Consider the following 15,784-nt stretch of genomic DNA (forward strand, 5'->3'; position numbering starts at 1 on the left):
TTGAATATTAATGATTGAAATGATGAAAAAGCGCAATAAAAATAAATCCGAAAGGAACCACATAAGCAAATCCTAATCCGAAATTTTTCAATCCTCTAGAATATTTATTACTAAATCCTACCGATTGAAAAGAAGAACTAAATCCATGCTTTAAGTGTAATGCTAACAAGACAAAAGACAAGCTATACAATCCTGTACGTACAGGACTTTCAAATTTCGCCACTAGCTCATGAAAATACCTTGTTTCATCCAATGGACTAACATCTACATATTTGTACACCATTTCAGGAACCCAAAAATCGTAAAAATGCAATACCAAAAACGCTAAAATAACTGAACCGGAAATAATCATGTTTCTTGATGCCCAAGAAGAATTTGCCGCTCCGTTGTTCTTTGCATATGCAATTGGTCTGGCACTTCTGTTTTTGAAATCCAAAACAAAACCCATGATAAAGTGAAAAACCACTCCAACTATCAAAATAGGCTGTATTACGAATTGAACTAATGGATTATTTCCCATAAAATGAGAAATCGAATTAAAAGTATCGGAACTAAAAACCGATGTCATATTGATAAAAAAATGCTGTGCTAGAAACAACATCAAAAAAAGTCCTGAAAGTGCCATAGCTACTTTTTTTGCTATTGACGATTTCAATAATGCAGATTTTGCCATAAGATTTATATAATTTGTTTTAAAAAATTCTACAAAAATAAAGCAATTAGACAGGAACTACAACCTTTTCGCTGTTATTTATAATGATTTTAAAGTGTTTTACACAAAATATCAAGAAATCCTTAAATATCAAACATAAATCCAAAAACAGCCCGAAAAACAGTTAAACAAAAAAGAAAAAAATCTTAAATAATACACCACGAAATTGACCGAAAACCAGTCCTCAAACAGCCTGAAATTACTAATTCAATAATTTTTATTGTTCTTTATTTCCAAATCAATAAAAACACCCGGCGCGATGATTTTATGTCCCTAAAATAATTGTATCGAGACAATGCGTTTTTAACTTTACACGTTAAAAATTGAAGAATGAAAACAGGAATTGACGCCATCTCTTTTGATGTTGCAAAAATACATTTACCTATAAACACTTTGGCAAAAGCCAGAAATATCGAACCCGAAAAACTAGAAAAAGGACTGGGTTTAATCAAAATGACATTGCCGGACACACATCAAGATACAGTTGTTTTTGGCGCCAATGCATTAACAAAATTAATCTCAGACAACAACATCAACCTCAATGAAATCGCCAGAATTTATGTGGGAACCGAAAGCGCCATTGACAGCTCTAAACCAATAAGCTCATTTTTGATTGCATTAATGGAACAAAAATTTGGCGCAAACACTTTGTCAGAATGCGATGTGGTTGATTTTACCTTTGCCTGTATTGGCGGAGTTGATGCCATGCAAAACTGTATTGATTTTATACAATTGAATCCAACAAAAAAAGCAATTGTTGTCACAACTGATTTTGCAAAATACGATTTAAACTCTACTGGAGAATACACGCAAGGCGCCGGAGCTTTGGCAATGTTGATTACTGCAAATCCAAGAATCATTGCTTTCGAAAACAATTGGGCAACCAGCACAAAAGGAGTTTTTGACTTTTTCAAACCGTACCGAACGATTTCGAAAACAGCAGTTACTGGAAATTCAACTAACGAACCTTGGTTTGAAAATTTAGAAAGTGAAGTTGAAATTCACAAAGACCAACCTGTTTTTGACGGACAATATTCGAATCAATGTTACATGGACAGAACCAGAGATGCGTATTTTTCATTCAAAAAATTAAAAAATACCACCGAAACTGTTTATGATTCCTGGAAAAGCATCGTCATGCATTTGCCTTATGCTTTTCAGGGACGCCGAATGTTATCTGAAATATATGCTTTGGATGCTTCCAAAACAATTATTTCCGGTAATGAAGATGCATCAGAATATCAAAATAAACTGAAAGAAATCAGTAAATCAGAAGCCTACAAGGAATTTGTAAACGAAAAATTAAAGCCCGCAGAAATTGCTTCTTCATTAATTGGAAATCTATACACAGGTTCTATTTTCATGGGATTACTATCAACTTTGGCTCATTTTTACGATACTGAAAAAGAAATAAGCGGCAGCACATTTGGTTTTCTGGCGTATGGAAGCGGTTCAAAATCGAAAGTTTTTGAAGGAACGATTCAACCGGACTGGAAATTAGCAATTGCTGGTGTCAATCTTTTTGAAACAATAGAAAAAAGCTTTGAAATTGATTTTGACACCTACAACAAACTACATAAAAAGGAGCAAAAAACCAGCATTCAAACGCCTAAAAACGAATGGACTTTGGACCGAATTGAAAACGAAATTCCTAATTTAATTGGCGCTCGCTATTACAAATGGGTAGATTAATTTATACTTCAACAAAAAAGCACCGACAATTCACAGTTGAACTTTCGGTGCTTTTTTTATTTAAATACAGAATATGTTTAACTGAATTTTGTCATGTATTGCTGCACAATTAAATCTGTGTTTTCATTGCGCATTTTTTGCTCTAAATGAATTGGAGGCGAAGCTCTTTCCAAACAATTTTTAACAGCACAAGTTTCGCAGGTAACCCCAACAACCTGTTTCTTGATTGAATCATTTTCGATAAACTTGAATTTTTTCTTCATTCCAGGTGTAATCAATATTCCTACCGAAATACTACGAATACAATCTACCTTAAACGGATCCGGCGTTGCCGATGAAAAAACAAGATATTCATTTTTGCTGTTTTCATAACTGGAGATTTGCGCATCAAAAAAGTGATTTTTCTTTTGCCTCAAAGACTCCTCAATAGTACGTATAGAAACCCATCTTCGGCAGTAATGTTCATTCATTTCATTCGCATGCGGTTCCTGCTGATTGGTAATGTGTAATTCCTTTTTTATTTGATACGTATCCGTTCCTATCTGATGAGACAATCGCAGGAAAAAGAGATTCTTCAACTGAAAATCTTTTGGTAAAATATTAGTCAATCTTTGATAGAACGATTCAGGCGAAACATTAAATCCGCTCATCAAAGCAATCATTTCCTGCGGCTTCGGGTCAGTTTTTGACAAAAATAAATTCAGTTCGTCTATCAGTTTTTGTCTTGGAATAAGCAATGCTCCGGCAAAATAAGAAGCGTAAAAATTATTCAGGACTTGGTCAAAATTATCAAATTTAATCCAGCTGAACGTATATAACCTTTCGGTGATTTCAAGGTAATTATACGCAATTTCTTTGGCTAGAATAAATGCCTTTTGAGGCTCGTCAATATCTAATGAAAGCAATAGAGTCTTGCTTTTTGGTACAAATATCGATCTCAAATCGCCCAATTGTTCCTGCTCAGAAAAAACGAGTTCTTTTATCGTATAACCGTATTCTTCAATTAATATCGCTGTGAGCTCTTCAATCGAAATCTTGGTGTCAATATTTACATGAAACGCCTTGGAAAACTGCAACACTTTCTGCTCTAAATCTTCAAAATAGTTTGTATGCGCTTCTTGGTACGAACGCAACGAAGCCAAAAAGAAACTCTCTCTTGTCAAATTATAATGTTGCGCAATCTCAATAATCGTGCTGATAAACGCATTGACTTTTGCAGGAGCATTGGCAATAATATCGATAAGATCATTTTCCTGAATCCCGAAAATCTCCAGAGGAATCTCTTTTAGAATCCCAGATTTCAGGATTTCTCCAATAGGTGCCAAATTATTATCCAGTTTCAACGAAACCATATTGTCATAAGAAACATCCAGTTTTTCAGACAACAGAATGATTTTATCCGTTTTAGGATATTTTTTCCCTTTTTCTATTTCGTTCAAATACGATTTTGAAAGGTCCGTGATTTTTGCCAAACCAAATAGTGACAGGTTCTTATTGGTACGAGCCTGCTTAAGTTTTAATCCAAAAATTAACTTGATATAATCCTTTTCTATGTTCATATCTCAAAGATATACTAAAAAAATATTTTCGCCAAAAAAAATATTTTTCATTTTTAGCGTACGTTCGCTTGTTTTGTAAAAAACTTTTTGTAACATTGTCGTGTAAAACATTTTAACCATGAAAGATATTATTGAAACAACCGAAAAAACGTTACAGTTTTCACCTGAAACGAAAGAGCATTATCCAGCAATTTTGACGGATGCAGCTATTGATTTAATAACGGAATTGCATCACAGATTCAATGACAAAAGACTTTTGCTATTAGCCGAAAGAAAAAATCAACAGCATTTATTTGATGTAGGCGCGTTACCAACTTTCCCTTCTGAAACAAAAAGCATCAGAGACAGTAATTGGGAAGCTGCAAAAACTCCAGAGGATTTATTAGACCGAAGAGTCGAAATAACCGGACCGGTCGATAGAAAAATGGTCATCAATGCATTGAATTCAGGAGCAAAAACTTTCATGGCTGATTTTGAAGACAGCACTTCTCCTACTTGGAGCAACTTAATGACAGGCCAGCAAAACCTGAAAGATGCGGTAAATAAAACCATCACTCTTGAAGACACTGTGAAAAATAAAAAATACAGTCTAAACAACGAAACTGCCGTACTGATTGTTCGACCAAGAGGCTTGCATTTGCCGGAGAAAAATATTTTGATTGATGGAGAACAAACTTCAGGTTCCTTAATTGACTTTGGTTTGTATGCTTTTCACAATCACAAACAACTTATTGAGGATGGAACGGCACCGTATTTTTACATTCCAAAACTGGAACATTATCTGGAAGCAAGATGGTGGAATGAAGTTTTTGAATTCACGCAGGAATATTTAGGCGTGAAAAACGGAACATTCAAAGCCACGGTTTTAATAGAAACCATAACTGCCAGTTTTCAATTGGACGAAATCATTTTTGAATTGAAAGATCATATTGTTGGTCTTAATTGCGGACGATGGGATTATATTTTTTCATACATCAAGAAACTAAGAAAAAATCCGGCTTTCCTAGTTCCAAACAGAGATCAAGTAACGATGACTTCGCCATTTATGAGTGCGTATTCCCAATTGGTTATTCAAAGATGTCATGAACGAAATATTCACGCAATTGGGGGAATGGCAGCACAAATTCCGATAAAAAACAATGAAGAAGCCAACAAAATAGCTTTCGACAAAGTAATTGCCGATAAAGAACGGGAAGTTAAAAATGGTCATGACGGCACTTGGGTCGCGCATCCGGATTTGGTTTCGCTCGCCATGACGGTATTCGATAAAAACATGCCGACCAAAAATCAGATTCATGTAAAAAGAGAAGACGTACACGTTACCGAAAGCGATTTACTGGAAACTCCAAAAGGAACCATTACCGAAGAAGGTGTTCGAAAAAACATCAGTATTTCCGTTCTATACATCGCTTCATGGCTCAACGGACAAGGTGCCGCAGCGTTGCACAATTTAATGGAAGATGCCGCTACTGCTGAAATTTCGAGATCACAATTGTGGCAATGGCTACAAAACGAAGTGGTTTTGGACAATCAAAAAGTACTGAATGAAAAATATTATCACCGACTAGCGATGGAAGAATTTGAGAAAATCAGAAAGCTTGTTGGAAACGAAAATCATGAAAAACATAAATACAGACTGGCCGAACAATTATTAGACATTTTGGTCGTGAACGACAATTTTATCGAATTTTTGACAATTCCAGGATACAAATACATTTAAAAATCAATTGCGATACCTATTAACAAACAACCAAAAAAAAAGAAAAATGAAAACTACAGAAACAAGAATTCAAGAATTAGTTACCGACTGGATTACGAACCAAAGATGGAATGGCATTGAGCGACCTTATACTGCTGAAGAAGTGGTAAAATTGCAAGGTTCTTATCAAATAGAGCACAGTGTAGCCAGAATTGGAGCCAATAATTTATGGGACAAACTAAATTCTCAGGATTTTGTAGCCGGACTTGGCGCACTTACCGGAAACCAAGCGATTCAAGAAGTAGAAGCAGGATTAGACGCTATTTATTTGAGCGGTTGGCAAGTTGCCGCTGACGCAAATGTAGCCGGCGAAATGTATCCTGACCAATCTTTATATCCTGCTAACAGTGTTCCATTGGTAGTAAAACGAATCAATAATGCCCTTTTGAGAGCAGATCAAATACAAGTAGTAAACGGAACAACCGATAAAAAACAATACTTAGTTCCTATTGTTGCTGATGCCGAAGCCGGTTTTGGAGGAAACCTTAATGCTTTCGAATTAATGAAATCGATGATTGAAGCGGGAGCTGCCGGAGTTCACTTTGAAGACCAATTGAGTTCTGCTAAAAAATGTGGTCACTTAGGCGGGAAAGTTTTGGTTCCTACACAAGAAGCCATCAACAAATTGATTGCAGCACGTTTAGCAGCAGACGTAATGGGAACACCAACGCTGATTGTTGCCCGTACAGATGCTGATGCGGCCAATTTACTAACAAGCGATATTGACCCAAGAGATGCTAAATTCATCACGGGTGAAAAAACTGGAGAAGGCTTTTTCTATGTAAATTGTGGTGTGGAGCAAGGAATTGACAGAGGATTGAGTTATGCGCCTTATGCTGATTTAATTTGGATGGAAACCAGCAATCCAGATCTTGATTACGCAAGAAAATTTGCCGAAGGAATTCACGCAAAATTCCCTGGAAAAATGTTGGCTTACAATTGTTCGCCTTCTTTCAACTGGGCTGCAAAATTATCCGTTGCTGAAATGGAAACATTCCGCGAAGATCTTGCCGCAATGGGATACAAATTCCAATTCATCACATTGGCCGGATTCCACGCGTTGAACACTAGCATGTTCGAATTGTCTAAAGCATACAAAGAAAGAGGAATGGCAGGTTATTCTGAATTGCAGGAAAGAGAATTTGCTTTACAAAAACACGGTTTCAAAGCCGTAAAACACCAAGGTTTCGTAGGGACATCCTATTTTGATGCAGTACAAAATACCGTAACAATAGGAAAATCTTCTACTACTGCGATGAAAGATTCTACAGAAGTAGCACAGTTTTAGAAAAACTGCAACCATAAAAAAACACGATTTCATCTGAAATCGTGTTTTTTGTTTTTAAAATAAAAGGACCGTTTATTTTGATTCTATAATTTCAAGATCAGTAACCACTTTCTCTTTTCCTTTTTGAATACTTATTTTATTGATTGAAATTGGAAGGTAATATTTACCGTTTTTGGCTGCTTCAAATTTTAGTTTTTTGTCTTTATTTTTCCAATTATCTGCTACTGTTTTAGTCATTGAAAGATCGTAAATGTGTTTATTCAATCCTTTTACAGCTTTTATCTTCTGAGAATAAACCACTTCTTTCATGCTGTTTTCAATTTGCAAAAGCACTTCTGCATTTTCATTCGAATAAAACCAAACCTCTGCTTTTGGTTCTGAAGCCTTAGCCCAAGAACTCCAACTGCTGCCCCATTCTCTTGATTTTTTTATCTTTTTAAGCTCAAAAACATGAAGATTTTCAGCTATGACTTTATCATTCAATTGTTGCACTTGTTCCAAATTAACTTTGTACACTGAACGACCGTGAGTTCCCACCACTAAATCTTTTGCTTTCTTTTGAATCACTACATCGTGAACGGCCACGTTTGGAATTCTACTAGAAAAATCATCCCAGCTCGTTCCTTTGTTTAACGAAACATACAATCCGTTGTCCGTTCCCACGTACAAAACATTCTCGTTGACATTATCTTCCACAATTACATTCACTGGACTTGCAGGCAAATTATTGGCGATGTTTTTCCAGGTTTGCCCAAAATCATCTGACACATACACATAACTGGTGAAATCATCATTTCGATATCCGTTTAAAGTCGCATACACTCTTTCTTTCTTGTGTGCCGAAGCCACGACTCTGGAAACCCATCGGTTTTGAGGTAAATCTCCCGAAATTTTATTCCAAGTCGCACCGCCGTCTTTCGAAACATGAATCAATCCATCATCACTTCCCGTGTAGAGCAAACCAAACTGTAATGTACTTTCGCTGATGGCGGCGATTGTTCCAAAAGCTACATTCCCTTCTTTAGCTCCTTGCGTCAAATCAGGCGAAATAGCAGTCCAAGTTTGTCCTTGATTCATCGAACGGTGCAAGAAATTAGATCCCATGTATAAAATATCTTGGTTGTGCGAAGACAATAAAATAGGCGTTTGCCAATTGAATCGAAATGGTTTTTCGTCCTTTTTTGGCTTTGGAGAAATATAATCACGTTTGTTTTTTGCACGATCAATTCTGTAATAATTTCCAAATTGGAAACCTGTGTAAACAATACTTGGATTTCTTTTGTCAATTTGAGTTTGCATTCCGTCTCCACCCATCAAATTTTCGTATGGATATTTTCCGGTTTGGTACCATTCTGATGAATATTTATAAGTACTTGGCCCAACCCAAACGCCATTATCCTGCATCCCACCATAGATATTATACGGTTCTTGCTCATCCACATTCACTGCATAAAACTGACTTACGGAATGTGAATTACTTTTCACCCAATGCGCTCCATCATCATATGAAATGTTCAAACCGCCGTCATTTCCATTAATTAAATGCCCTGATTTATTTGGGTTCACCCAAACTACGTGATGATCTGCGTGAACATTCTCTTCGCTTATGGAGGTGAATGTTTTCCCGCCATCATTTGATTTTATAATAGGCACACCCGACAAATAAATTTTATTCACATCGTTTGGATCAACAGAAATAACACTGAAATAATACCCGTACGAATAAAAGAAATCATCGATAAAATCTTGATGCGTCTTCGTCCAATTTTTCCCTCCGTTACTTGATTTGTATACTTCGGCTCCGATAACTTCTGTTTCGGCCAAACTATTTATTGCATCCAAAACCACTTTTGCAGCTTCGTTTGGTTGCAAATACCCGTTTTCAACCCAATGCTTGATGTTTTCGGCTCTGTATTTTTCGGTCAATCCGTAATTCTTTAGAATAGAATTCAGACTTTTATTTGGTAATTTCAAGAATTCGTCTCCCGGCATTGAAAACGCAATCGGTAACGAATTGCTTTTTTTGGATTGCAACGGTCTTTTGAATTGGTTATCTAAAATGGCATATACATTTGCATCATCATAAACCGCTAAACCAATACGGCCAACGCCTTCACCAACAGGAAATCCGCTTTCAGCATTCGAAAAAAGTTTCCAAGTCAATCCCGCATCCTCACTTTTATAAATTCCTGAAGTGGCACCGCTTCCAATAAAATCCCACGCTTTTCTATCTTTGCTCCAAGAAGCCGCAAATTGAACCTTGAAGTTTTTTGGCGAAACAGCCACATCAATAATCCCGGTTTCATCGTCTATATAAAGGGTTTTACTCCACGTTTTTCCGCCATTTGTTGTTTTGTAAATTCCTCTTTCTTCATTTTTAGAATACAAATGACCCACTGCGCCTACAACAACTTCATCAGGATTTAATGGATTTATCAGGATTCTGCTGATGTGATGACTGTCGTGCAATCCCATATTTTGCCAAGTCTTTCCTTTATCTTCAGATTTCAAAACTCCAATTCCTGCATAAGATGATCGGGACGAATTTACTTCCCCAGTTCCTACCCAAATCGTTCCTCGTTTCCAATCTATCGCGATATCACCTACATTTTGCGTTGGCGCCGCATCCATAACCGGCGAAAAACTCATTCCGTTATTATTCGTGTACCAAAGTCCGCCTGAAGCATATCCTACATAAAACTCGGTTGGATTTTCCGGGTTTACGTCCACATCTACCACTCTGCCGCTCATCACCGTTGGACCCACATTTTCGAAAGTAACACTTTGAAAAAGCGATTGATTTTCCATTCCTTTTTTGGCTTCCAATGATTGCTGAATCGCTTCCGCAGAAACTTGTCCCCAAGAGATACTTTGTACGATAAGGGCTGAGAAGAGTACTATTTTTTTCATAAAAACTGATTTGAGTTGGAAAATTAATCATAAAAATAGTTATCTGAAAATTTTATAGTGTAATTAACATCCGTTTCTCTCAAAGTTAGTATTTTTGAATATTCAATGTATAAAAACGAATTGTTATGAAATGAGCATAGAAAAAAATGGTATAAAAAACCAATTTTAGCTTTATGCGAATTCCATTTGACAAATAAAAAACAATAAAAATCAACAAATGAAATATCATCAAATTGACCGAGATTTATTTATAAAAAATAGAGAAAAATTCATGGCTCAGATGAAGCCAAAAAGCGTTGCCATCTTCAATTCTAATGATATTTATCCCGTTTCTGCCGATAGTACTTTGCCATTTGCACAACACCGCGATATCTTTTATTTAAGCGGAGTAGATCAGGAAGAAAGTATTTTATTGCTTTTCCCGGATGCGCCATACGAGTACCAAAGAGAAATGGTTTTCTTGAAAGAAACCAGCGAACACATTGCAATTTGGGAAGGTGAAAAACTGACTAAAGAGCGTGCTTTTGAAGTAACAGGAATCAGAACCGTACATTGGTTGCAGGATTTCGAAAAAGTTTTATTCGAAATGATGACGCACGCTGAAACAATTTACATCAATACAAACGAGCATTACCGTGCCACTGTAGAAACTGAAACGCGTGAAGCCCGTTTTGTAAAATGGTGGAAAGAGAAATATCCGGCACATGCTGTCGCAAAAAGCAATCCGATATTGCAACGTCTTCGCTCCGTAAAAGAAACCGAAGAATTGGACTTAATCCAAAAAGCCTGTAATATTACGGAACTTGGTTTTAGAAGATTATTGTCTTTCGTGAAACCAAACGTTACCGAATACGAAATCGAAGCCGAGCTGATTCACGAATTCATTCGCAACCGTTCCAGAGGTTTTGCTTACACGCCAATTATCGCTTCCGGAAACAATGCCAATGTCTTGCACTACATCGAAAACAACCAACAATGTAAAGCCGGTGATTTGATTTTATTGGATGTTGCGGCTGAATATGCCAATTATTCCAGTGACATGACGCGTACCATTCCGGTTTCAGGAAAATATACCAAAAGACAAAAAGAAGTGTACAATGCCGTTTTAAATGTAAAAAACGAAGCGACCAAAATGCTGACAACAGGTACTCTTTGGAAACAATACCATATAGAAGTTGGGAAATTAATGACTTCTGAATTGCTAGGTTTAGGTCTTATTGACAAAGCCGATGTACAAAATGAAAACCCGGAATGGCCCGCTTATAAAAAATATTTCATGCACGGAACTTCCCACCACATGGGATTGGACACGCACGATTACGGAATCCTGACCGAGCCAATGCAAGCCAATATGGTGTTCACCGTAGAGCCTGGAATTTACATTCCTGCCGAAGGTTTCGGAATCCGTCTGGAAGATAACATCATCGTTCAAGAAAGCGGTGAACCATTCAACATGATGCGCAACATCCCAATTGAAGTGGACGAAATCGAAGAATTAATGAACAGTTAATTCCTTAAATACATACAATCAAATCGGTTTACAGCAATGTGAACCGATTTTTTTTGGGCGCAACCCAGCTTCCGTAAACTCCAGCTGCGTCGGGCTATCCGCTATAAGTCCTCGTCTCGTCCAAAAAGACAAGACTGTGGGCTTTCCGCTGTTATCCCTTGCGCGCTACAACGAGAAAATCTATAATTCCAAAACACGAATTCCAAAATTCATGGTAAAACTGTAACTTTATAATCACCCTTCCGACTTATTTAAAACAACAACTATTTTTTAAAACATATTCAATATGTAATTTGAATCAAAAAGAAATTAAGAAAAATTAAGCTCTGATTCTTAATGAAACTTAATTTCTTAATGGTAAAAACTTTTAAATAAAAACTTAAAACACAGAAATCATGCAAGCACACGAAATAGACTACCACATTTACGGCGAGGAAATGCAATATGTGGAAATAGAATTGGACCCACAGGAAATTGTAATTGCCGAAGCAGGAAGTTTTATGATGATGGACAATAATATCCAAATGGAAACCATTTTTGGAGACGGTTCCGAACAAGAAAACGGATTGTTCGGTAAACTTTTAAGCGCAGGAAAAAGAGTTTTAACAGGCGAAAGTCTTTTTATGACAGCATTTATCAATCAAAACAATACCAAAAGCAAAGTTTCATTCGCATCGCCTTATCCAGGAAAAATTATCCCAATTGACTTAACACAATTTGGCGGAAAATTCATTTGCCAGAAAGACGCTTTCCTTTGCGCTGCCAAAGGCGTTTCTGTGGGGATTGAATTCTCTAAAAAACTCGGTCGCGGATTGTTTGGCGGTGAAGGTTTCATCATGCAAAAAATTGAAGGCGACGGTCTGGCGTTTGTACATACCGGCGGAACATTGGCAAAAAAAGAATTAGCAGCAGGCGAAATCCTAAAAGTGGACACCGGTTGCATCGTAGGTTTTACCAAAGATGTTGATTATGATATTGAGTTTATTGGCGGCATCAAAAATTCTATTTTTGGAGGCGAAGGTTTGTTTTACGCCACGCTTCGCGGTCCGGGAACAGTTTATGTACAATCCTTGCCTTTCAGCCGACTCGCCGACAGAATCATTGCATCTGCACCAAGAGCTGGCGGAAACAGCCGCGACGAAGGCAGTTTATTAGGCGGATTGGGAAGTTTGCTCGATGGCGACAGACGATTTTAGTATGTAATTTAAACTTTCCATTTCTCGAAATAGCAAAATAATAACGGCTTTCAAAAATGGAAGCCGTTATTGTTTTTATTAAGAGAAACCATGGCTTTTTATATAAGTCTCTCTATTGAATTCTTTAGTAATATTTTCAATATTTAATTTAACAAAATAGAGTCTTCCAACCTTATTCATTTCTATAATAACATTCTTATCGATAATATTGAATAAATTTTTTAATTTATTCTCTCTATCATGATCACTCTGATAAAATACACATATTTTAGCTTTTTCATTCTTATCAAAATCAAGAAATTTAAATAAATCTTTAATATATTCTCTGTCAGATTCGTCTAAAGAATGCCCAATTATATAAAAAACCGCTTCATTAAGTCGATTTGTTCTGTCTAAAGGAATTTTAATGAACTTTTTATTAGAGTTTTTCTTTATTCTCTGATAATATTTAGCAAAATCATATGCTTTGGCTAATTTAACATCTTCAGGGATTTCACTAACTCCAAAAACTAAATTTTGAATTTCGCTTTTTTCATGCATTTCGCCATGTAAATAAACCACTTTTGACTTATCAATACCATAAAATTTTTCTAATGTTGGTGTATAATTAAAAGTATATATTTCAGTGATTAAATGAAAAGGAATAATTTGATCATGTGATTTATTTTCATAAAATACAGCTAATACATTAATAAGATATTGATTAAAAATAATTATAAAACTCTCAAATGAACTTGACAAATCACGCAATACATGCCCGATTTTAATGCCTAATCTCCTTTTATCTAAATACACATCAGGAATACTAAAAAGTTCTTTATCATCATATTTATGCTCAATTATTCCAAATAAACAAAAATCAGAATAATTTATTGGCACATCTCTATAATTATTAATTTTTTTAAATTGGGGAGTTTCTGATTTAAGTAAAATTGATAATTGTTTCAAAACATTTTCAACTTCAACCTCAAAATCAATCCAAGTTTCTATCTCTATTACATTTTTAAAATATTTGTACCATAAATTATTATGTAATGAAACTTTCAAATCATTAATTTTATCTACATCAAATTTAAATTCAGCAACTTTATAATTTTCAACTATTAACTTGTAATCATTTTGATTTTCATCTTTAAAAAACGAGCCAAATAAATCTTCAAATGAGATGTCTTTTGAAAAATTATTTCCCTCAATAGTTTTCATTATCGACATAAAATGTCCATACTTTGTTGGTAAATGATGAAATAAATCAAATCCATTTCCTGTAATTAAAATCTTCGCCATATTTACAATTGCTTTTCTCAAATATACTATTTTTAATACAAGCGCATTTATGAATTACTTCTATGCCCTTATATTTCTTAAATGGTTAAAAAAATAAAATGTTACTTTTGTAGACTAAATTTCCATTTTGAAACAAATTCTCTTTAAAAATACCAACATCTCCTATTCCGATACCGGGAAAGGAACTGCTATAGTCTTGCTTCATGGTTTCTTGGAAAACAAAGGTATGTGGGATTTTTATATTCCGGAGTTTGCTAAAAAAAACCGCGTTATCACGATTGATTTATTGGGACATGGAGAAACGGAATGTTTGAGTTACGTGCAAACAATGGAAGATAATGCCGATGCTGTTCACGCAGTTTTATCGGAATTGCGCATTCGAAAAGCCATTTTTGTCGGGCATTCTATGGGTGGTTATGTCGCTTTGGCTTTCGCAGAATTATATCCTGACACCATAAAAGGATTGGTTTTACTAAACTCGACCGCAAGAGCCGACAGCGAGGAACGAAAAACAAATCGGGATCGGGCTATTAAAGCGGTAAAACAATCTTTTATGAATTTTGTTTCACTTTCTATTGCAAACTTATTCAGCGAAGCCAACAGAGAACGACTTTCATCCGAAATTGAAAGCGTAAAAAAAGAAGCTTTAAAAACACCGCTTCAAGGAATCGTTGCGTCACTGGAAGGAATGAAAATACGACAAGATCGGGAAGTGTTATTACATCTTACACCTTATCCAAAATTATTGATTCTGGGCGAAAAAGATCCTGTTTTAAATTACGAAGAAACCAAAGAACAGATAGAAAACACTGCAGTAAAACTGGTGACTTTTCCGGACGGACACATGAGTCATATTGAGAATCAAGACGAGTTATTAAACGTATTGTTCGCTTTTTTTAAAAGCATCTAAATCATTCCTGATTTCAAATACCCTTTTTCAACCAATTCGCTTTTGTCTTTCAAGTAGTGCATTTTTCCTTCTTTCATCAACGCCAGTTTTGTGGAAACCTTAATCACATTTTCATAATTATGATCCGTGATAATAATACCTTTTACACTAGACATTTCTGTAATTAATTCATTTATTTTTTCAATCATTATGGGTGACAAACCATTGTATGGCTCGTCCAGCAAAACAAATTTTGACGCATTACTCAGAATTAATTTAATTTCTAAATATCGTAATTCTCCGCCGGATAAATGCTTTATTTTTTTGTTCAGCATTGATTGAATCATTTCATCAGCATAGAAATCCTGTAATTTCTCTTTGGCAATCGACAATAAGATTGTCTTTTTTATCGAAAATAAATTTGGAATAAAATTATCCTGAGGCAAATAACTAATTTCATTTAGTAAATCTCTAGTTTTTGATTTCACGACGCCATCAACTCGAACAAATTTAAAATCGGCAGTTACAATTCCGAAAATGATTTTCAACAAAGTAGATTTTCCGGAACCATTTCTTCCTAAAATGCCAATGATATCTGTGGTTTCACATTTCAAATACACATCGGAAACTATGATTTTTCCATCATATTGTTTTTGAACACTGTCTACTTCTAAAATATTTTTAGTCATACGAGTTTCAGTACTACATTAATGAATAAAATCAGCACCATCGAAAAAACAAAATTCATTAGAAAACCATAGATGAATAAATGTAATTTAGAGATTCCGTTGTTGTAATAAAACAAGTATTCATTTTTAGCATTCACTTCTTTTATCAAAATACTGATGAAGAAACCAAAAATAATAAGCACATATTTGAAGGTTTCAAACCCCTCAAAAACCCATGCCAAAACACTTATTGACACGTTTATCGTCAAAGTACTTTTGTAAAATTCAAAGATGTTGGCTAATTTTCTGATTGTGAA

General features: G+C 35.4%; 12 protein-coding genes. 6 read left to right on the forward strand and 6 right to left on the reverse strand.

Annotation, left to right across the window (positions count from 1 at the left end; genetic code table 11):
- Positions 1-7: 7 nt before the first annotated feature.
- The gene (locus tag QLS31_RS12255; protein WP_282744104.1) at positions 8-673 is read right to left on the reverse strand and encodes a succinate dehydrogenase cytochrome b subunit; all 666 of its coding nucleotides are present in this window, start codon (positions 671-673) and stop codon (positions 8-10) included.
- Between the two features lie 369 nt (positions 674-1,042).
- Here QLS31_RS12255 and QLS31_RS12260 point away from each other — a divergent pair, with 369 nt between their 5' ends.
- Positions 1,043-2,404, forward strand: a complete 1,362-nt coding sequence (locus QLS31_RS12260; RefSeq protein WP_282744105.1) for a hydroxymethylglutaryl-CoA synthase — start codon at positions 1,043-1,045, stop codon at positions 2,402-2,404.
- 77 nt (positions 2,405-2,481) lie between these two features.
- On the opposite strand, the gene QLS31_RS12265 is transcribed toward QLS31_RS12260, so the two are convergent.
- The gene (locus QLS31_RS12265) at positions 2,482-3,963 is read right to left on the reverse strand and encodes an XRE family transcriptional regulator (protein WP_282710989.1); all 1,482 of its coding nucleotides are present in this window, start codon (positions 3,961-3,963) and stop codon (positions 2,482-2,484) included.
- Positions 3,964-4,081: 118 nt separating this feature from the next.
- Here QLS31_RS12265 and aceB point away from each other — a divergent pair, with 118 nt between their 5' ends.
- Together aceB and aceA are read left to right on the forward strand one after the other, a co-directional pair.
- Complete coding sequence (gene aceB / locus QLS31_RS12270) at positions 4,082-5,683, forward strand: malate synthase A (RefSeq protein WP_282744106.1); 1,602 nt, start codon at positions 4,082-4,084, stop codon at positions 5,681-5,683.
- Between the two features lie 46 nt (positions 5,684-5,729).
- Complete coding sequence (aceA, locus tag QLS31_RS12275) at positions 5,730-7,010, forward strand: isocitrate lyase (protein WP_282744107.1); 1,281 nt, start codon at positions 5,730-5,732, stop codon at positions 7,008-7,010.
- 72 nt (positions 7,011-7,082) lie between these two features.
- Here the strand turns inward: aceA and QLS31_RS12280 are convergent, their stop codons facing one another.
- Positions 7,083-9,920 (reverse strand): glycosyl hydrolase, encoded by a 2,838-nt coding sequence (locus tag QLS31_RS12280; RefSeq protein ID WP_282744108.1) that lies wholly within the window; start codon positions 9,918-9,920, stop codon positions 7,083-7,085.
- A 217-nt stretch (positions 9,921-10,137) separates the two neighbouring features.
- Here QLS31_RS12280 and QLS31_RS12285 point away from each other — a divergent pair, with 217 nt between their 5' ends.
- Positions 10,138-11,430: an aminopeptidase P family protein gene (locus QLS31_RS12285; protein ID WP_282710993.1), complete on the forward strand. Its 1,293-nt coding sequence runs from the start codon at positions 10,138-10,140 to the stop codon at positions 11,428-11,430.
- 395 nt (positions 11,431-11,825) lie between these two features.
- Positions 11,826-12,626 carry a TIGR00266 family protein gene (locus tag QLS31_RS12290; protein WP_282744109.1) on the forward strand — a complete coding sequence of 267 codons (801 nt, stop codon included), beginning with the start codon at positions 11,826-11,828 and terminating at the stop codon, positions 12,624-12,626.
- 78 nt (positions 12,627-12,704) lie between these two features.
- On the opposite strand, the gene QLS31_RS12295 is transcribed toward QLS31_RS12290, so the two are convergent.
- The gene (locus tag QLS31_RS12295; RefSeq protein WP_282744110.1) at positions 12,705-13,931 is read right to left on the reverse strand and encodes an AbiH family protein; all 1,227 of its coding nucleotides are present in this window, start codon (positions 13,929-13,931) and stop codon (positions 12,705-12,707) included.
- 106 nt (positions 13,932-14,037) lie between these two features.
- Here QLS31_RS12295 and QLS31_RS12300 point away from each other — a divergent pair, with 106 nt between their 5' ends.
- The gene (locus tag QLS31_RS12300) at positions 14,038-14,820 is read left to right on the forward strand and encodes an alpha/beta hydrolase (protein ID WP_121342990.1); all 783 of its coding nucleotides are present in this window, start codon (positions 14,038-14,040) and stop codon (positions 14,818-14,820) included.
- On the opposite strand, the gene QLS31_RS12305 is transcribed toward QLS31_RS12300, so the two are convergent.
- Entirely contained in the window at positions 14,817-15,488 is a 672-nt protein-coding gene (locus tag QLS31_RS12305) for an ATP-binding cassette domain-containing protein (protein WP_282744111.1), read from the reverse strand. The genes QLS31_RS12300 and QLS31_RS12305 overlap by 4 nt on opposite strands.
- A complete protein-coding gene (locus QLS31_RS12310) occupies positions 15,485-15,724 on the reverse strand; it encodes a hypothetical protein (protein WP_282744112.1) in 240 nt (79 codons plus the stop codon). The genes QLS31_RS12305 and QLS31_RS12310 overlap by 4 nt, the downstream gene beginning before the upstream one ends.
- Between the last annotated feature and the right edge of the window lie 60 nt (positions 15,725-15,784).

This window comes from Flavobacterium sp. XS2P24 (genome assembly GCF_030010285.1).
GTDB lineage: Bacteria > Bacteroidota > Bacteroidia > Flavobacteriales > Flavobacteriaceae > Flavobacterium > Flavobacterium algoritolerans.